Origin of the sequence: Bradyrhizobium huanghuaihaiense (assembly GCF_025200885.1) — a bacterium.
Taxonomy (GTDB): domain Bacteria; phylum Pseudomonadota; class Alphaproteobacteria; order Rhizobiales; family Xanthobacteraceae; genus Bradyrhizobium; species Bradyrhizobium huanghuaihaiense.
Window position 1 is genome coordinate 6,403,036 of sequence record NZ_CP104172.1, and the last position, 18,737, is coordinate 6,421,772.

14 protein-coding genes are annotated in these 18,737 nt (G+C 64.8%); 8 read left to right on the forward strand and 6 right to left on the reverse strand.

Features of this window, described 5'->3' with window-relative positions; genetic code table 11:
* Positions 1-484: 484 nt before the first annotated feature.
* From N2603_RS30315 to N2603_RS30340, 6 genes are all read right to left on the reverse strand, one after another.
* On the reverse strand, positions 485-790 hold the full coding sequence (locus N2603_RS30315; RefSeq protein ID WP_260385009.1) for a putative quinol monooxygenase: 306 nt from the start codon (positions 788-790) through the stop codon (positions 485-487).
* A 93-nt stretch (positions 791-883) separates the two neighbouring features.
* Complete coding sequence (locus tag N2603_RS30320; RefSeq protein WP_260385010.1) at positions 884-1,561, reverse strand: type 1 glutamine amidotransferase domain-containing protein; 678 nt, start codon at positions 1,559-1,561, stop codon at positions 884-886.
* Between the two features lie 62 nt (positions 1,562-1,623).
* Positions 1,624-2,256, reverse strand: a complete 633-nt coding sequence (locus N2603_RS30325; protein WP_026312778.1) for a hypothetical protein — start codon at positions 2,254-2,256, stop codon at positions 1,624-1,626.
* A gap of 8 nt (positions 2,257-2,264) precedes the next feature.
* Positions 2,265-4,520: a xanthine dehydrogenase family protein molybdopterin-binding subunit gene (locus N2603_RS30330; protein ID WP_311740692.1), complete on the reverse strand. Its 2,256-nt coding sequence runs from the start codon at positions 4,518-4,520 to the stop codon at positions 2,265-2,267.
* 1 nt (position 4,521) lies between these two features.
* Positions 4,522-4,986 (reverse strand): (2Fe-2S)-binding protein, encoded by a 465-nt coding sequence (locus N2603_RS30335; RefSeq protein WP_260385012.1) that lies wholly within the window; start codon positions 4,984-4,986, stop codon positions 4,522-4,524.
* Positions 4,987-5,068: 82 nt separating this feature from the next.
* Entirely contained in the window at positions 5,069-6,004 is a 936-nt protein-coding gene (locus tag N2603_RS30340) for a helix-turn-helix domain-containing protein (protein WP_260385013.1), read from the reverse strand.
* 340 nt (positions 6,005-6,344) lie between these two features.
* On the opposite strand from N2603_RS30340, the gene N2603_RS30345 reads away from it, so the two are divergent.
* The 8 genes from N2603_RS30345 (at position 6,345) to N2603_RS30380 (ending at position 18,734) form a co-directional block, all read left to right on the forward strand.
* Positions 6,345-7,100, forward strand: coding sequence for an alpha/beta fold hydrolase (locus N2603_RS30345; RefSeq protein ID WP_260385014.1), 756 nt, complete (start codon positions 6,345-6,347; stop codon positions 7,098-7,100).
* 55 nt (positions 7,101-7,155) lie between these two features.
* Positions 7,156-8,169: an aldo/keto reductase gene (locus N2603_RS30350; protein WP_018647802.1), complete on the forward strand. Its 1,014-nt coding sequence runs from the start codon at positions 7,156-7,158 to the stop codon at positions 8,167-8,169.
* A gap of 96 nt (positions 8,170-8,265) precedes the next feature.
* The gene (locus N2603_RS30355) at positions 8,266-9,108 is read left to right on the forward strand and encodes a VOC family protein (protein WP_260385015.1); all 843 of its coding nucleotides are present in this window, start codon (positions 8,266-8,268) and stop codon (positions 9,106-9,108) included.
* Between the two features lie 61 nt (positions 9,109-9,169).
* A complete protein-coding gene (locus N2603_RS30360; protein ID WP_260385016.1) occupies positions 9,170-9,607 on the forward strand; it encodes a putative quinol monooxygenase in 438 nt (145 codons plus the stop codon).
* Positions 9,608-9,842: 235 nt separating this feature from the next.
* A complete protein-coding gene (locus N2603_RS30365) occupies positions 9,843-12,686 on the forward strand; it encodes an ATP-binding protein (protein WP_260385017.1) in 2,844 nt (947 codons plus the stop codon).
* Positions 12,687-12,794: 108 nt separating this feature from the next.
* Positions 12,795-14,429, forward strand: coding sequence for a thiamine pyrophosphate-requiring protein (locus tag N2603_RS30370; protein WP_260385018.1), 1,635 nt, complete (start codon positions 12,795-12,797; stop codon positions 14,427-14,429).
* Positions 14,430-14,528: 99 nt separating this feature from the next.
* A complete protein-coding gene (locus tag N2603_RS30375) occupies positions 14,529-17,012 on the forward strand; it encodes a GAF domain-containing sensor histidine kinase (protein ID WP_260385019.1) in 2,484 nt (827 codons plus the stop codon).
* Between the two features lie 21 nt (positions 17,013-17,033).
* Positions 17,034-18,734 carry an alpha/beta hydrolase gene (locus tag N2603_RS30380; RefSeq protein WP_260385020.1) on the forward strand — a complete coding sequence of 567 codons (1,701 nt, stop codon included), beginning with the start codon at positions 17,034-17,036 and terminating at the stop codon, positions 18,732-18,734.
* Positions 18,735-18,737: the final 3 nt, after the last annotated feature.

An 18,737-nucleotide genomic window follows, 5' to 3' on the forward strand; every position in this document is an offset into this window, starting at 1 on the left:
CAGCGCGAGAGGCCAGACTTCGGTCACCCCGCCGGTTTCGCTTGCTCCGCCCGATGCATCGCCGCCGCGCCCGAGTGCCACCAAGCCCGCGCGGGTGACGACGAACAGAACTCCACCGGCGGCGCCCGGCAGAGAGCCTTCCGTGATTGGCGGTCCTCAACTAAAGCCGGATCCGGCCGCCGACTACGATGGCTTCAGCGTCGGCACCGTCGATGACGTTGACACCCCGAGCCAGGTGACGCCGCCTGTGCGGTCACGCGCAGCAAGGGACGCCAGGTCCAATCCAGATGCAAATGACCTCGATCAGGAAGATGGGGCGCTAAAGCGAAAGCTGATGATCTGCCGGAACTGCAAATAGGACGTCGTCAGCCGGCTCCGGACTGCGGCTGCAGCGGCTGGCAAGCTGGTAGCCCGGATGGAGCGCAGCGAAATCCGGGGAGCGGTCCGCGCGGATGCAGTTACTTCTAAGGTCTTCTGACGCCGTTCACCTGCCCCCAACCTCAACCGCTTCCAAGACCACGGCCGTCCGATCAGCCAGCTCGGGAATTTTGGCCAGGTAGGCCTGGTAATGCGGCGTGGCTCGGTGAGCTTCGACGGCCGCAACGTCCCGGTACAGCTCGTCGAGAACGTAGCGATCTTCATTCGACATGTCGCGCCAGACGTCCCAGTGCAGGTTGCCAGGTTCGGCCCTGGAATGCGGTGCCATGCCAACAAGCAGCGCTCTGAGTTCAGCGGACTTGCCCGGGCGAGCAACCAGGATGGCGGTGATCTTGGATGGCGATTGCGTCATTCGATAGCTCCCGATGCGAGGGCAAGCGCGGCTTGGCCGATGCCGAGCCCGTCCCTCGCAAATTGCGACCACTCCAACTTTCAGATTTTCGCGTCACCGGTCCTGTCGCTTCAGGGCGGACAGCAGCTCTTTTCCCAGCGGTCCGGCCGAAGCGGGGTTCTGCCCCGTGATGAGCCGGCCATCGACGACGACGTGAGGCTGCCAGTTGGCTGCAGACGAGTACTCGGCACCCTCTGCCCTCAACGCGTCCTCGAGCTCGTAAGGCACATCATCGCGGGCGTAGTCGTATTCTTCCTTCTTCGAGAAGGACGTGAGCTTCTTGCCGCGCACGAACGGGGTGCCATCACCAAGGTTGACGCCAAGCAGCGCGCACGGCCCGTGACAAACAGCGGCGACGAGCTTGCCAGTGCTCCAGGCGCGCACGATGGCGTTCTGGACCGCGGCGTTGCGCTGGATGTCCACCATGGGCCCAAGACCGCCGGGCACCAGGATGGCGTCGTAGTCGGCGGCGTCCACCTCGGACAATTTGCGACTGTGATTTAGGCGACGAAACGCCTTGCTCGCGAGAAAATCCTTCTGGGCGGGATCTTTCTCGTCGTACGCATCGTAAGGCGTCCATCCCCCCGCCGGGGACGCGAACTCCACCGCGACCCCAGCCTTGTCGAGCACCTCGAAGGGATGGGCGACCTCGGCGAAAAAGAAGCCGGTCTTGCGATTATGCGGACCGAGCACGGCTGCGTTGGTGACGATGAAGAGGACATGTTGGGTCACGGTTTTCTCCTTGCGATAACGCTGTTCATTCAGGCGGCCAGTTGGCGCGAGGCGGAGGACGGTCAGTTCGGACAGGGTTGCCCGGCCGCGCCCCACATCGCCATGTCCTTGACGTGATCCTCGAAGGTCCCCGGCGGCGTCGAGCGGCCTGCTCCGGGGGCCCAGCCTCTCGGAATGAAGCCGTTCAGCGATGCATCGTGCCGCAAATGGTCGACGAGGCCGGCGGCGTCGCGGCCGCCATTGCGTTTGGTATCCTTCAACTGTGCGCAAATTTCGGCGCCGCTCTTGCCAAACCAGATGAAGGCCACCGGTGCGAGCTGCCAGTCGATGCCGGCGCGCGGCGGCGACGGTGCCGGCTCGTTGGCCTGGGTCGAGGTCATGTGACAGGTCGAGCACGCAATCGCCTCCGCGCCGGTGCGGCTCTCGCCGCCGTGGATGTTCATGCCGTGCACGCGAGGTTTCGTTTCGCCCGCAGGCGTCCAGATCGGGATGGCCTTGGCATCGACATGGCAGTTGGCGCAGCGCGGATGGGTCACCACCGCTTCAATCCGCTTCCAGGCCTCCAGTCCCTCGGCGCGACTGACGCTGCCCGGCGGCAAGACATCTTTTTTGGCCTCGTCCTTGGCCGCGACAATTCCCGTGAGGGCCGCGATTGACGCAGCGGCGAGTGCGACCACGATCGGAGATCTCTTCATCATCCGCCTCACACGAAATCGATGAACTTGTTGAACGGCATCTCGCGGATGCGCTTTCCGGTCGCCGCGAAGATCGCGTTCGCAAGCGCAGGCGCGGCCGGCGGAACCGGCGGCTCGCCGACACCCCTCACCTTCGGATCGTTCTCGAGCCCGCGAACCTCGATGACCGGGCATTGATAGATCCGCATGGCTTCGTGGTGATTGTAGTTGGTCTGCTGCGCCGCGCCCTTTGCGTAAGTGAGCTCGCAGTTGATGGCGTGGCCTAGCCCCCAGACGACGCCGCCCTGCACCTGGTTCTCGAAATTGACGGGATCGACGACCTTGCCGACATCGACCGCGACCCAGACCTTGTCGATCCTGATACCGTCGGGCGTCGCCGTCACCTCGACGACTTCCGCGGTCGGCGTCCCGAAGGACTCCACGAACGCGACGCCGCGCCCTCGACCGTTGCCGAGCGGTCCCTTCCAGTCCGACATCTCCGCGACCGTCTCCAGCACCTTGCGATAGTGCGGCACGGTGCACATCGCGATGCGCGCCTGCATCGGATCAAGTCCAGCTGCATGGATCAGCTCGTCGATGAAGCTTTCGGTGAAGAAGCCCGATGTCGAGGCGCCGACCGAACGCCACGTGGTGCTCGGCGAAAGCCCCTGCGCCTCGTAGCTCGTGGCCCGGAAATTGGGGATGTCGTAATAGACGTTCCAAAGCCCTGCAGCCAACTGCCCGTCGGGATCCTTCGAGGGCGTGCCCGAACGCTCGAGCAGCCCCTTGAGCGGAGCAGTCGAAGCCAGTTGCAGATCGGCCGCGACGATCTTGCTCTTGTCGACGCTGCCCCGGTGCCTGGCAATCGCAATCTGCCGCGGAATGTCCTGGAGGAAATCCTCCTCGCGCGAGAACACCAGCTTGATCGGCGTTCCCTTCATCTGATTGGCGATCTCGGCGAGAACGCGGACGTTCTCGTACTCGAGACGGTGGCCAAAGCTTCCACCGGTCCACTGATTGTGGAAGGTGACCTGCTCGGGTTTGAGGCCGATCGCCGTCGCCGCAACATATTGCACGAAGCGCGGGCTCTGATGGCCGACCCAGATCTCCATCCCCTTGTCGGTGACGAGACCGATCCCGTTCAGCGGCTCGAGCGGCTGGTGCGCCACATACGGCGCACGATATTCGGCCTCGACGCGCGTACCTGCCTTCAGCCCGCTTTCGATGTCACCGATCTTCCGCCACTCCTTGCCCAGGAACTCAGGCTTGAACGAGGATTCCAGCACCTTCCAATGCTCGGCCTGCTCGGCGGGATAGGCCGAGGGCGCCCACTCGCAAGCGATGGCGTCGACGGCCTTCATCGCGTACCAGCTGTTCGTCGCGATCACCGCGACGCCATTCTTGATCTCGAGGATGTTCTTGACCCCCGGCATCACGCGCGCCTTGCTCGCGTCGTACGATTTCAGCGGCTGCCCCTTGGCGGGGTTCAGCTTGACGGCGGCATAGAGCATGCCGTCCATTTTCATATCGATGCCGAACTTCAGCTCGCCCATCACTTTCGCGCGGACGTCCAGCCGCATCATCGGCTTGCCGAGCATGCGCCATTTGGACGGGTCGCGCGGCTTCGCATCGAGCACCGGCGGAATTTTCGATGCTTCCGCCGCGAGTGCGACATAGGCGATCTTGCTTCCGTCGGGCAGGAGCACATGGCCCGATTGGGTGCGCAGGTCAGCCACGGCGACGCCAGACCGTTTGGCGGCGGCGGCTTTCAGCGTCTCGCGGGCTACCGCACCGGCGACACGCAGCTTCTCATAGGTGTCCGGCACCGAGCTCGATCCGCCGGTCATTTGCAGGCCAGATTGCCTCAGCCATTCGAGCGTCTTGGCGCGGGCTTCCTCAGCGGCCGGACTTTGATCCGCGGCCACGAACGGCGCAAACTCGTCGGCGAATCCGGTGTTGAAATAGGCGGGACTGGGACCGGCGAAGCGGATCTCGAACTGGCCGGGATCGAGGTCCATTTCTTCGGCGATCATGATCGGCTGCACCGATCCGACACCCTGGCCGATGTCGGCGTGCTGCGCGATCAGCGTGATTTTCTCCGGGCTGATTTCGACCCAGGGATTGAAGGTCACGGAATTCGGCCCGAGGCCCGCCGCCAATGGATTATCGCTGGCGGTCGGCGCGACCGCTTCAGCACGACCGTAGGCGCCGAACGCGACGCCGCCGGCGACAGCGGCGGAGCCGAAAACGAAGGCGCGGCGGGAAAGGGTTTGCATGTGGCCCATCTCACTTCTCCGCCGTCTTGTTTGCGGCAGCCGCATGAATCGCCGCACGAATGCGCGGATAGGTGCCGCAGCGGCAGAGGTTGCCGGACATCAACTGATTGATCTGCTCGTCGGTCGGTTTGGAGATCAATGCAAGAAGCGAGATGGCCTGCATGATCTGTCCGGTCTGGCAGTAGCCGCATTGCGGGACCTGATGCTCGATCCAGGCCTGCAGGACCGGATGCTGGTCCTTGTTGTCCAGCCCTTCGAGCGTGACGACCGATTTGCCGGCGACCTCGCCGATATGCGCCTGACAGGACCGCACCGCCTTGCCGTCGATATGAACGGTGCAGGCGCCGCATTGTGCGACACCGCAGCCGTATTTGGCACTGGTGATGCCGAGCTCGTCGCGCAGCACCCACAGCAGAGGCATTTCGGCAACCACGTCGACCTGGCGCTTGATCCCATTCACCGTGAGCTCGATCATGTCCGTATATCCCTTCGTGGATCCGGTCGGCACGACAGCTCTGCCTGATGGACGCTGAGCCGTATTCCCGATTCCTGCGGAATCATGCGCAATCCGTGCGCAGTGCCGTATCGGAGCGATCGGTCTTCACCTCGGCCTGGCCGCAGCACAATTCACGATACTGCCCCGGCGTGAGAGTTGCGGCCTTGCGGAACACGCGCGTGAAATTGGCTTGCGAGCCGAAACCGAAGGCCAGGGCGATTTCGACCAGGGACAAGCGGTCGCGCGCGAGTTCGTGCCGCGCAGCCTGAACGCGGCGCTCGGTCACATAGCGGTGCGGTGACAATCCGGTCGCTTCGCGAAACAGGCGGGAAAAATGATAGGGGCTGAGGCAAGCCTGGGCCGCCAGATCCTCGAGCCTGATATCGCTGCCAAGAGAAGCCTCGATATAGTCCAGTACGCGCTGCAGGCGCCGCGGATCGAGCGCCGGCAACTTGTCCGGCGCGCGCCAGCGGTCGATCGTATAATTTCCTAGAAGATGCGCCGCGAGCGCAACCTGGATTCCCTCCACGAACAGCGCGTCGGTCGACTGGCGCGGGCGATGGAGCAGATCGCGAAGCGGCGAGCAGATGTGGAAGAGCACCTGGTCCGCCAGACCGTGGGCGTAGGCGATCTCGACTTTTGCCGGATCGATATCGAAGTCCGCAAGCGCGCTCTGGTCGAGCAGCGCCGGCGGAAGATAGAGATGAAGACATTCCATCCGGTCCGACAGCTCGAGATGGCTTTCCTGTGTCCCCACCGGGACGAGGTAGCTCATGCCCGGCCGCGCGAGGCTCTTCTGGACTTCGCCGTTGCCGGCCCGGCAGACCATCCCACCTCCCGATAGCAGCATGACGAGCTCGGTGCAGATCGGAACGGGCGTTGCCTGGCGCCCTGCCTCGAACTTGCGATGTTCGATGGCCAGCCCCGGCCAGTCGCTGGCCGCAGCGAGCTTCTCGCTGTTCTGATATTTCTGATCTCCATGCGTCACGAGCGCCATCACGACCTCCGCTTCAGTTGCGGCGAATCCCGGCCCCGTATCGCGAGCGAGCGATCATTCCATCCGGTGATGAGTTGCAGCCCCGGCTGCTGCCACGCCGATCTTCGAATTTCTCACAAGCGGCGACAGCGAAGTCCAGAGGCAACGCGGTTAAAAGAGGTAAAAGGCAGGCAAAGCAAAGACTTGGAACGCGGCGTGCTCGGCTTCGAAAGCCGATCTCTTCATGGAAGAGCAAGATGCGTCCGTCATCGCGCAGGAATCGGAAATACCGCAATGCTCGCCCGCGTTAGTGAAAGGCTCATCAACGGCAATGCCGCCGTATCGAGGATCGGAGCCTGATATGAAGACGCTAATCTCCACACTTGCCGCAATGACGATCGCAACGGCCGCCCCCGCAATCGCGGCCGAGAGGACCGTTTCCATCGTCCTCGTCCATGGCGCCTTCGTCGACGGATCGGGCTGGAAGGACACCTACGACATCCTCTCGAAGGCGGGCTATGAGGTGCTCGTCGTGCAGCAGCCGACGATCTCGCTGCGTGACGATGTCGCGGAGACCGAACGCGTGATCGCCAAGGCGCGGCATCCGGTCATTCTCGTCGGACATTCCTATGGCGGAATGGTTATCACGGAAGCCGGCGACAATCCGAAGGTTCGCAGCCTGGTCTATCTCGCGGCATATGCTCCCGATGCCGGCGAGTCGGTCAGCACGCTGTCGGAAGCACCCGTGCCGCCCGGGGAGCACAAGGGTCCGCTGGTCATTGAGGGCAATTATCTCTTCGTCGAGCGCGATAAATTCCCGACCTCCTTCGCCGCCGGTGTCGACCCGGCCACGACCCGCTTCATGGCTGCGGCGCAATTGCCGTTTGGATTGCAGGCGGTGCAGACCAAGGTCGAGCGCGTGGCCTGGAAGACGAAGCCGACCTATTACATGGTGACGATGGAGGATCACATTATCCCTCCGAGCTTACTGCGCACCATGGCCAAGCGCTCGGGCGCGAAGGTGACGGAGATCAAAAGCAGCCACGCGGTGATGCTGTCGCATCCGCGCGAGGTCGCGGCGTTCATCAGAAGCGCAGACACCTCCGCAACCGACTGAGATCGGCCGCGCTACGTGCGGATGCGCTCGCCTGTCACGGACAAGGACTCGCGACATGCCCCTCAAGGATATTCTGCCGGGAAGACTTGGCTTCGGTGCAGCGCCGCTCGGCAACATGTTCCGCGACATCCCGGAGCAGGAAGCCCTCGCGACGGTCAACGCAGCCTGGGACGACGGCATCCGCTATTTCGACACCGCGCCGTTCTACGGCGCGGGCCTCGCCGAGATCCGCATGGGCGCTGCGCTCGCCGGCCGGCCGCGCAGCGACTATGTCGTCAGCACCAAGGTCGGACGCCTGATCCTGGACGAGATCGAGGATGTCAGCGCCCGCGATCTCGGCGAGAAGGGCGGCGTCTTCCAGTACGGGCGCCCGAACAGGATCGTGAACGACTATTCCCGGGACGGGACGTTGCGCTCGATCGAGGACAGCCTGAAGCGGCTCGGCACCTCCCACATCGACATCGCATTCGTGCACGACGTCGCGCAGGATTTTTACGGCGACGAGTGGCTTTCGGTGTTCGAAAGCGCGCGCAAGGGCGCGTTCAAAGCGCTCGACCAGCTGCGCGACGAAGGCGTGATCAAGGCATGGGGCCTCGGCGTCAACCGGGTCGAGCCGATCGAGCTGCTGCTCGCGCTCGAAGAGCCGCGCCCCGACGGCTTCCTGCTCGCGGGCCGTTACACGCTGCTCGACCATGCAAGGGCGCTTCAGCGGGTGATGCCGATGGTTGCGGAACATGAACTCGCGATCGTCGTCGGCGGCCCCTACAGTTCGGGCGCGCTCGTCGGCGGCCCGAACTTCGAATATGCGCCGGCGCCCCCGGAAATCCTCAACAAGGTGGCGCGGATCAAGGCCATCGCCGACCGCTACGGCATCAGCATGAAGGCGGCAGGCTTGCAGTTCGCGCTCGCGAGCCCGGTGGTCGCGGCCGTCATTCCCGGCGCGAGCCGCCCGGGCCGCATCGCCGAGGATCGCGCTGCGCTCGAGGAGGCCATCCCCGCCGATTTCTGGCGCGAGCTACGTTCGGAAGGGCTCGTCAACCCCGCAGCTCCGCTTCCGGCGGCTGCTTGAGGCGCCGAGGGCACAAGCAGGTTCATCCCGGCCGAGCGCTGCTCCGGCCGGCAGGATAACGCACACAAAATCCAACGAACGACCAAGGAGAGCGACATGACAGATGAAGCAGACAACGCCACCGACATGGGCCGCCGCACCCTGCTCCAGACCGCCGGCGCAGCCGTCGTCACCGGCCTCGTCGCCGGCACGACCGACGCGCGGGCCGCGACGCAAGACGGCATGTCGTCAGCGGCGCGCGACGAGGCGCCGCTCGGTGCGCGGCTTCAGGGCGTCCAGCATTTCGGGCTGACGGTGCAGAATATGGAGCGGGCCTATCAGTTCTACACGGAGGTGCTCGGCGGCACCGAGGTGTTCCGTCACGGCGACTTCCAGGGCGACGGGGTGCAGAACACGCTGCTGGCCGACCAGGAGATCGAGGCGAACGCGCGCGGGGTCAATCCGCGGACCATCGGCGTTCCCGACCTCAGAAGCGGAGCGCAAAGGCTCGATGTGCGCTTCATCCAGTTCGACAACATGGTGCTCGAATTGCTGCAATATCGCGAGGCCGACCAGCCCATGGGCGCCGCGAAGAGCTTTGCCGAACCGTTGGAGCACATGAGTCCGGCTTTCCCGCGCATGATGCACATCTGCTTCTATGTTCGCGACGATGTCGACTTCAACAAGTTCATCGCCGACCTCGAAGCCGAATCCGCGCGTCGCGGCATGAACCAGGTACGAGCGAACCGCACCATCCGCGTCATGACGGAGGCGGACCGCAAGGCGGCTCCCCGTAGCGCCAACACGAACCGGGTGACCGCGGAACCCTCGAACGGGTGGGAGCTGATCTATTGCAAGGGGCCGGAGGGCGAGCAGCTCGAATTCGTCAAAGCGCTCGGCCCCGTCAAGCAGCGCTTCAGCGAGGCTCTGGCAAAGCGCCAGCAGACAATCGTGCGCTGACCCATAAGACTCGGACGACCGGCTTCCGCTGGTCGCCCGACAAAGCACCTTCGATCTCGATGTGAAGGACTTCATCATGCAAACGCTCGTCCGCAATTCGCTTGGCGCTCTGCTCGTCGCTGTCTCGGTGGCCATGACGGCGGCACCAGTCGTCGCCCAGGAAGCCCCGCGCGTGCGCTATCAGGAGATTCCGGAAGGCGCCTATTCGGTGGTGGCCCAGGTACGCGCCAAGCCTGGAAAGGAAGACGCATTGCGCATGGCCACGCTTCCGCTGATCGACCTGGTTCGGGGCGATCCCAAGAACCTGGTCTATTTTCTCCAGGAAGACCGCGCCAAACCCGGTCATTTCATCTTCTACGAGGTGTTCGCCAGCCAGGCCGATTTCGACGCGCATAATGCCATGCCTTATGTGCAGGCGTGGTTCGCCGAGCTTCCGGAACTTGCCGATGGCGGCGTCGAAGTCATGCGCATGGCGGTACTTGGTGTGCCCAAGAAATAGCCGGCACCGCGCGAGCGGTTTTGTCGCAGCCATGCTGCCGGCAATGCCGGCAGCAATCGTGCGAATTCAGAAGGGCTCACTTCAACAGGTTTGCAGCGCGTGATAATTGCAAGCGATCTTCTCGATCGATTGGCAATGGTCAATGCGGGCTGCCACGGAGACACAACAACGGGGCACACACCGGCAGGAACTCACATACTGCTTCGGCCCATTTCGACTGGTTCCCCGCCGCCAGTTGCTTCTTCTCGACGGGTGTCCCGTCAAACTGGGCGGACGCGCATTCGAGCTCCTGCAGGTGCTGGTGCAGCGCTGCGGCGATCTGGTCAGCAAGAATGAGCTGATGGCGGCGGCCTGGCCGGGCACCTTCCTCCACGACAGCAATCTCAAGGTCAGCATGTGGAGCCTGCGGCGCTCGCTGGGGGATACCCAGATCGAGCCCGTCTACATCGCGACCGTGGCGCGCCGCGGGTACAAGTTCATCGCGGACGTCCAAATCAGCATCGGCGAGGTCGAGGACGATCTTGCGCTCGCCGATCCGCTCCCCCTGTCCAATCCGCCATTGCCACGCGGCATCGTTGGTCGCGAAGCGGAAATCGTCGAAATCGCCGATCTGCTGGCCGACAACAGGCACGTGACCCTGGCCGGCGCGGGAGGCATCGGCAAGACGACAGTTGCCGTGGCTGTCGCCCAGGCGTTTGCGCCGCGGTGCCGCGACGGCGTCTGCTTCGTCGATCTCGCGACGATCTCCGATCCGACGCTGTTCGGCACAGCGCTGGTGACGGCACTGGGCATCAGAGGCAATACGGACAACGGTCTGGCTGCCGCCCTCGACTATCTGAGGCCGCGGCAGATGCTGCTCATCCTCGACAATTGCGAGCATGTGCTGCCCGCCGCCACGATCTTCGCCGGCAAGTTCCTGATGGACACATCGCCGTCCAGATTGCTGGCGACGAGCCGCGAAGCGCTCGGCACCGCCACCGAGCACGTCGTACGGCTTGGCTCGCTGGCCTCGCCGAAGTCTGGCCTCGACCTGTCGGTCGATCAGGCCGTGACATTTCCAGCGGTGCAGCTGTTCGTCCGCCGCGCCGCCGAATGGTCGGACTACCAGTTCGTCGATGACGATTGCGAGGCGGTCGCCTCGATCTGCCAGTCGCTTGACGGCCTTCCGCTGGCCATCGAGCTGGCAGCAGCCCAGATCGGCAGGTTCAATCCTCGGGAATTGGTGACGCTGCTCGACCAGAACCTGGGCTTTCGCGCGCCCAGCGCCGAGAGCGCGCCGCCGCGCCACGAGACCCTGATGGCGACGATCGACTGGAGCTTCCGGCTGCTGTCGCAGAAGGAGGCCAGACTGTTCGGCCTGCTGTCGGTGTTCAGCGACGCCTTTGACGCCGACGATGCGGTTTTCGTCGCAGAAGCGGCCGGGCTCACGCCGATCGACGTCGTCACCGGCCTCGGCAGCCTCGTCGCCAAATCGCTCCTGAGTGCGCAGGCCCGGGGAGCGCACCTTCGCTACCGGCTGCTCGACAGCACACGCCGCTATGCGGCCGAGCGGCGCCAGGCCGATCCCGCCTGCGGCCAGGCGCTGCGTCACCATGCGCAGCGCGTGCTTGCGCTGTTCGAGCAGTCCGAGGAGGAGTGGAACTGGCGCGAGCCGGCCGATTGGACCCAGCGCTACCTCGGCCGCATCGCCGATCTGAGAGCTGCGCTGTCGTGGGCCTTCGGCGAGGACGGCGATGCTGTCCTCGGCATCAGGCTCGCGGTTGCGGCGATCACCTTGTGGTCGGAAACCTCCATCCTGTCGGAAGCGCAGGCAAGATTGGAAGATGCGCTTGCCTTGGCCAAGACCGTCGCGTGCGACGATCTGTCGAAGGCAAAGCTCGCCTGCGCCCTTGGCTGGAGCCTGTTCTACGCCCGCAAGATGTCGAACGAGAACGAGGTTGCCTGGCTCGATGCGATCGCCTTTGCAAGGCGCGCCGGCAGTATCGAGTATCAGCAGCGAGCGCTGGTGGGTTTTGCCTTTTACCTGTTGCAGATCGGTCAGGTCCCGCGCGCCATAACCTATCTCGAGGAGGCCACCGCGCTCGCCGACCGCGACCGCGGCCGCGACCTGACGGCGACGTCCGAAGCCGATCGGGCACTGGCCTGGGCCCACGCCTTTGCCGGCGAGTTGAGCAAGAGCCGCCCGGTTCTGGATCGCCTCGCGGCGACCTATTCGCTGGCCGAGGGCCGTTCGCGCAAGGATGCGAATGAGGTCTACCGGTTCATCACCGTCCGCTTCAACCTGCCCTTCGTGGCGTGGATGCAAGGGCAGGCCGACCACGCGGCAAGGCTCGCCCGCGACGCGGTCGACGCCGCGGACCGCGGCGGCCATTGGGTATCGCAGTCGAACGCACTGGGGCTTGCCGCACTTCCCGTCGCGCTCGAAACCGGCAATCTGGACGCGCTCGAAAGCTATACGATGCGGCTGCGTCGCAACCTGGAACGCGAGCGCATCTCGCGCTGGGTTCCGGTCGAGCGCTATTTCTCCGCCTGCCTTCGCGAGCTACGTGGCGATCCCCGTGCGGTTCAGGATATTCGAGCCGCAATCGACGAACTGATCGAATGTCGCTTCCTGATGCGGATCGGCAGCTATCTCGCGGTCCTCGCCCGCGCCTATCTGCGGCAGGGGCGGATCGCAGATGCGCGCGAAGCCATCACGCGTGCGATCGACCATCAGGAACGTCAGGGTGAGCGCTGGTGCCGGTCGGAACTGCAGCGGGTCGAGGCAGCGGTCCTTCTCCACGCCGGCGAGCCGCTGCGCGCCGAGCAGCGACTCCAGCAGGCACTTACCGAAGCGCGCGCCATAGGCGCGATGACATTCCAGCTGCGGATCGCCGCCGATCTCGCGGCACACTGGATCGCGACCGGCCGCAGGGCGAAGGCCATCCGACTGCTCGCCCCGATTTATGACGCGTTCACCGAGGGCTTCGAAACGCCGGATCTCGTTGCGGCCGAGCGCCTGCTGCAGCGCAGGCAGCCAACTGCGAATGGCTGCGGCCGTTATCGCCAGCCGGAGCCGATGCACGCCCGCGGTGCATAGCTGGCCTACCGCCGCGCCCACCGCGCGCGCTTTACGCCTCTCCGATTTCCTGATCCTCTCGTCCCAACCAGCCGGATCAACCGGCCTCTGCCTGAGGAGAGAGACGCCATGAAGCTCGGCACTGCGATTGCGGAAATCATGAGGCGCGAGGGGATCGAGATCCTCTGCGGCTATCCGGTCAATCACCTAATCGAGCATGCGGCCAAGGCCGAGATCCGTCCCGTCATGGTGCGGCAGGAGCGCGTCGGCATCCACATGGCGGATGCAATCTCGCGGGTGACCTCGGGACGGAGCATCGGCGCATTCTGCATGCAGCATGGACCTGGGGCCGAGAATGCGATGGGCGGCGTCGCCCAGTGCTTCGGCGAATCCGTGCCCGTGCTGGTGCTGCCGATGGGCTATCAGCGCCGGCTCGCGCATATCGAGCCGAACTTCAATTCCAGCGAAGCGATGAAGCCGTTCGCGAAATCATCGGAGCCGATCATCCTCGCCGCAGAGGTCGCCAACATCTTCCGCCGCGCCTTCACCAAGCTGAAGAACGGCCGCGGCGGGCCCGTGATCGTCGAGATCCCCTCGGACATGTGGAACGAGGAGGTGCCGGAGCCGCTGAACTACACGCCGGTGCTGCGCACCCGCTACGGCGCCGATCCCGTCCACGTGAAGGAAGCCGCCAGCCTTCTCGTCAACGCGAAGCGGCCGGTCATCTATGCGGGCCAGGGCGTGCACTACGCGCAGGCCTGGCCGCAGCTGAAGCGGCTCGCGGAGCGTCTCGCTATCCCCGTCACCACCAGCCTCGGGGGCAAATCGGCGTTTCCGGAAACGCATCCGCTCTCGCTCGGCTCCGGCGGGCTCGCGGTGCCGCGCGCAGTCCCGAAATTCCTCGCCGAGGCCGACGTCATCTTCGGTATCGGCTGCTCCTTCACCGAAACGAATTTCGGCATCGCGATGCCCAAGGGCAAGACCATCATCCATTCGACGCTCGATCCGAACCATCTCAACAAGGATGTCGAAGCCAGCATCGGCCTCGTCGGCGATGCCGGCCTCGTGCTCGATGCCTTGCTGGAGGAGATCGGCAAGACCGTCACCAGGGATCGCGACGCCTCGGCGGTCGCGGCCGAGATCGCGGCCTCGCACAAGGAGTGGCTGGCGAAATGGATGCCAAAACTCACCAGCAACGATGCACCCTTGAGCCCTTATCGCGTGCTGTGGGACTTGCAGCACACCGTCGACGTCAAGAACACCATCATCACACACGATGCCGGCAGCCCACGCGACCAGCTCTCGCCGTTCTGGAAGGCGGTCGAGCCCCTCACCTATCTCGGCTGGGGCAAGACGACGCAGCTCGGCTACGGCCTCGGGCTCGCGATGGGCGCAAAGCTGGCAAAGCCCGACAAGCTCTGCATCAATGTCTGGGGCGATGCGGCGATCGGCTTCACCGGCATGGATTTCGAAACCGCCGTGCGCGAGCGCATCCCGATCATGTCGGTCCTGCTCAACAATTTCTCGATGGCGATCGAGCTGAAGGTGATGCCGGTCTCGACCGAGAAATATCGCTCGACCGACATTTCCGGCGACTATGCCGCGATGGCGCGCGCCTTCGGCGGCTATGGCGAGCGGGTGACCAGGCCGGAGGACATCGTGCCCGCGATCAAGCGCGGCATTCAGAAGACACGGGAAGGCGTGCCGGTGCTTTTGGAGTTCATCACCAGCAAGGAGACCGAGGTGTCGCGGCCGGGCACGTGAGGCGAACCGGGTTTCAGCCGCGAGCACTGGCTCCGGCCGCAGGAGATGTGATAATTCGACCTGATGCCACGCATGTCGTGGCATCAAGCCGGATTGCGAATGACCAACCCTTCCAATGAAGTCGCCGATGAGCTTGGGGCCGAGAACGCGCGGCTACGCAGCGCACTCGCGATTGCGCGCGATCGTGAGAATGCCAGCGCGGAGATCCTGCGCACCATCGCGGCCTCACCATCGGATGCCCGGCCGGTCTTCGCGGCGATCGCGTCCAGCTCGAAGCGCCTGCTCGGCGGCTTCTCCGCCACCGTGCTGCAGTTCATCGGCGACGAATTGCATCTCGTGGCGTACACGCCGACCAGTCCTGAAGCCGACGAGGGGCTCAAGGGATCGTTCCCGCGCAAGATCGCGGACTTTCCAACCTTCGCCCTGGTTCGCAATGGCGAGACGATCCAGTTTCCTGACAGCGAGGCTGACGATGTCCCGGAGCTGAACAGGAATCTTGCGCGGCTGCGCGGCTTCCGCAGCGTGCTGTTCATGCCCCTGATGAACCGGGGCACGCCGGTCGGCATGATCAGCGTCACGCGCGCCGAGCCGGGCGCATTCGCGACCGATCTCGTGCAGCTGCTCCAGACCTTTGCCGATCAGGCCGTGATCGCGATCGAGAATGCGCGGCTGTTCAACCAGACGCGCGAGGCGCTCGAGCGCCAGACCGCGACCGCCGATATTCTGAAGGTGATGGCCGCCTCGCCCTCCGACGTCCAGCCGGTGTTCGACGCGATCGCCGCCAATGCCAACCGGCTGATCGGCGGCTTCTCCACGGCCGTCCTGCGCTATGTCGACGGTGCCGCGCATCTTGCGGCGTTCACGCCGACCGATCCGGCCGGTGATCGCGTGCTCCAGGCCTCGTTCCCCGTGCCGTTCGCGCAGTTCCCGCCCTACCGGCTGGTGGCCAACGGGGCCGCGGCGCAATTGCCCGACACCGAGCTCGAGCCGGCCGCGCGCGACATCGCGCGCGCCCGCGGCTATCGCAGCATGCTGTTCGCGCCGCTGATGAGCGAGGGCGAAGCCATCGGAATCATCATCGCCACGCGGCGGGCGACGGGCGCGTTCGCCGAACATCATGTGCGGCTATTGCAGACCTTCGCCGACCAGGCGGTGATTGCGATCAAGAATGTCAGCCTGTTCAACGCCACAAGGGAAGCGCTGGAGCGCCAGACCGCGACCTCCGACATCCTCAAGGTGATCGCGGCTTCGCCGGCCGATGTCACCCCGGTGTTCCAGGCGATCTCCGACAGTGCCAAGGCGCTGATCGGCGGGCATTCCTCCACTGTCACCCGCGTCATCGACGGCATGCTGCATCTGGCCGCCTTCACCACCGACAACGAGGCCGGCAACGCGGAACTGCTCAGCTCGTTTCCGGCACCGCTTGCGGCGTCCGGCATTCACAGCCGGGTGGCGGCGAGCGGGCAGTACGCCTTCCGCGGCGACATGCAGAACGAGCCCGACCTCACCAACGCCATGCGGGTGCTGGCGCGAACGCGAGGCTATCGCAGCATTCTCGTGATCCCGATGCTGCGCGACGGCACTGCGATCGGCACCATCGGCGTGACGCGGCCGGTGGCCGGTCAGTTCCCGGACAAGGCGATCAATTTGCTCAAGACCTTCGCCGACCAGGCCGTCATCGCCATCGAGAACACGCGCCTGTTCAACGAGGTGCAGGACCGCACGCGTGAGCTCGCCAGATCGCTCGATGATCTCAGGGCTGCGCAGGACCGGCTGATCCAGACCGAGAAGCTGGCCTCGCTCGGCCAGCTCACCGCCGGCATCGCGCATGAGATCAAGAACCCGCTCAACTTCGTCAACAATTTTGCCTCGCTCTCCGCCGAGCTGACGAGCGAGTTGAACGAGGTGCTGGCGCCTGTCCCGCTCGCGGGCGACGTCCGCAGCGAAGTCGACGAGCTGACTGGACTTCTGAAGGACAATCTGGACAAGGTCGTGCAACACGGACGACGCGCCGATTCCATCGTCAAGAACATGCTGCTGCATTCGCGCGAGGGCGGCGGCGAGCATCGCTTGAGCGACATCAACGCGCTGGTCGAGGAGAGCCTCAATCTCGCCTATCACGGCGCCCGCGCCGAAACACCGCAGTTCGACGTGACGCTGAAGCACGAGCTCGATCCCGCGGCCGGCCAAGCCGAAGTGTTTCCGCAGGAGATCACGCGGGTGCTGCTGAACCTGATCTCGAACGGATTTTACGCGGTGACCAGGCGCAAGGCGGAGCACGGCGGCGCCGGCTACGCGCCGATGGTGACCGCCACGACGCGCGATCGCGGCGACAGCATCGAGATCCGAATCCGCGACAACGGCACCGGCATTCCGGACGAGGTGAAGGAGAAGATGTTCAATCCCTTCTTCACCACCAAGCCGGCCGGCGAAGGCACCGGCCTCGGGCTGTCGATGAGCCATGATATCGTGGTCAAGCAGCACGGCGGCACGATCGACGTCGCGACCGAACCGGGCAAGTTCACAGAGTTCACGATTCTGCTGCCGCGGAAGAGCGGCTTCCCGGACAAGGACGGACGGTAGCTTCGTTCAAAAGGTGCTTTCATGTATCTGACCCGGCTCATTCGGCGACAATTGCTCTCGCTGTCCGGCGTCGGCCTCATGCTGGGCGCGCTGTTCTTCGCGGCCGCTCTGACGCCGACGCTGGTGCCGCGAAGCTATCTCACGCAAGGCGCCCTTGCCGGCGCCTGCTTTGCGATCGGCTACCTCGCCGGCAACCTTTGGCGCTGGCTGTGGCATTATCTCGAGCTGCCCGAGCCCTCGACGCGCCTGCGCTCGCGTGCCAATGCGCTGGTCGCGGCCGGCTGCCTGATCGTCGTCGTCGTCTATCTGTGGCGCGCTGCCGAATGGCAGAACTCGATCCGCACTGTGATGAAGATGGCGCCGGTCGAAACCGCGCATCCGTTCAAGGTCTGCGCCATCGCCATCGTCACGTTCGCCGCATTGCTGCTGCTGGGGCGGCTGTTCGCGCTCGTGTCGCACTTCCTCGCCTGGCACGCCAAGCGCATCATTCCACGCAAGATCGCGAACGTCATTGGCATCGCGGCTGCCGGTCTGCTGTTCTGGTCGATCGCCAGCAACGTCCTGATCAGCACGGCATTTCGCGCACTCGATTCGTCCTTCCGTGAGCTCGACGCCCTGCACGAGCCCGAACGGCCGCAGCCGACCGCGCCGGATCGCACGGGCAGTCCGGCGTCGCTGGTGAAATGGACGGAGCTCGGGCGCACGGGCCGCCGGTTCATTGCCTCGGGTCCGACCGCAGCGGACATCAGCGCCATCACGGGCCGGGCCGCACATGACCCCGTGCGCGTCTATGTGGGCCTCGCCGGCGGAGGCACGGCGCAGGCGCGTGCAAGGCTTGCGCTCGACGAGCTCAAGCGCCAGCACGGCTTTGAACGCAAGATCCTGATCGTGATCACGCCGACCGGGACCGGCTGGATCGATCCGTCCGCGATGGATACGGTCGAATATCTCCACCACGGCGATGTCGCGAGCGTGGCGATGCAATATTCCTATCTCAACAGCCCGCTATCGCTGCTGTTTCAGCCCGAATACGGCGCCGAGGCGGCGCGTGCGCTGTTCGCGGAAATCTACGGCTACTGGACGAGCTTGCCGAAGGACAAGCGACCGAAGCTGTACCTCCACGGACTCAGCCTCGGCGCCATGAACTCGGAAAAATCCGCGGAGCTGTTCGAGACGATCGGCGATCCCATTGCCGGCGCGCTATGGAGCGGGCCGCCGTTCGAGAGCCGCATCTGGCGCTCGGTCACCGCGAACCGCAACCAGGGCTCGCCGGCGTGGCTCCCGGAATTCCGCGACAGCCGCATCGTGCGCTTCATGAACCAGAACGGGCCGACGGTTCCGCCAGATACGCCCTGGGGCCCGATACGCGTCGTCTACCTGCAATATGCCAGCGACGCGATCACCTTCTTCGCCTACCGCGATGCCTTTCAGGCCCCGGCCTGGATGAGCGCACCGCGCGGACCCGACGTGTCGCCCGAGCTGCGATGGTATCCGATCGTGACGATGCTGCAGCTCGCCCTCGACATGGCGGTCGCGAACGGAACGCCGATGGGTTTCGGCCATGTCTACGCGCCCGAGCATTACGTCGATGCCTGGGTCGCGGTCACCGATATCAGTGATTGGTCTGCTGATGCGCTGGCGCGGCTCAAGGAACAGCTCGCGGCGAAGGCGCGGAAGACTAGCGCAGGCGATGCCGACGACGATCCCGACCGCGGGGGATGACCC

Excerpts from the sequence above, each read along its gene's own strand:
- N2603_RS30315 (WP_260385009.1), bottom strand. The coding sequence starts at position 790 with ATGACGCAATCGCCATCCAAGATCACCGCCATCCTGGTTGCTCGCCCG.
- N2603_RS30325 (WP_026312778.1), bottom strand. The coding sequence starts at position 2,256 with ATGAAGAGATCTCCGATCGTGGTCGCACTCGCCGCTGCGTCAATCGCG.
- N2603_RS30330 (WP_311740692.1), bottom strand. The coding sequence starts at position 4,520 with ATGGGCCACATGCAAACCCTTTCCCGCCGCGCCTTCGTTTTCGGCTCC.
- N2603_RS30335 (WP_260385012.1), bottom strand. The coding sequence starts at position 4,986 with ATGATCGAGCTCACGGTGAATGGGATCAAGCGCCAGGTCGACGTGGTT.
- N2603_RS30340 (WP_260385013.1), bottom strand. The coding sequence starts at position 6,004 with ATGGCGCTCGTGACGCATGGAGATCAGAAATATCAGAACAGCGAGAAG.
- N2603_RS30345 (WP_260385014.1), top strand. The coding sequence starts at position 6,345 with ATGAAGACGCTAATCTCCACACTTGCCGCAATGACGATCGCAACGGCC.
- N2603_RS30350 (WP_018647802.1), top strand. The coding sequence starts at position 7,156 with ATGCCCCTCAAGGATATTCTGCCGGGAAGACTTGGCTTCGGTGCAGCG.
- N2603_RS30355 (WP_260385015.1), top strand. The coding sequence starts at position 8,266 with ATGACAGATGAAGCAGACAACGCCACCGACATGGGCCGCCGCACCCTG.
- N2603_RS30370 (WP_260385018.1), top strand. The coding sequence starts at position 12,795 with ATGAAGCTCGGCACTGCGATTGCGGAAATCATGAGGCGCGAGGGGATC.
- N2603_RS30375 (WP_260385019.1), top strand. The coding sequence starts at position 14,529 with ATGACCAACCCTTCCAATGAAGTCGCCGATGAGCTTGGGGCCGAGAAC.
- N2603_RS30380 (WP_260385020.1), top strand. The coding sequence starts at position 17,034 with ATGTATCTGACCCGGCTCATTCGGCGACAATTGCTCTCGCTGTCCGGC.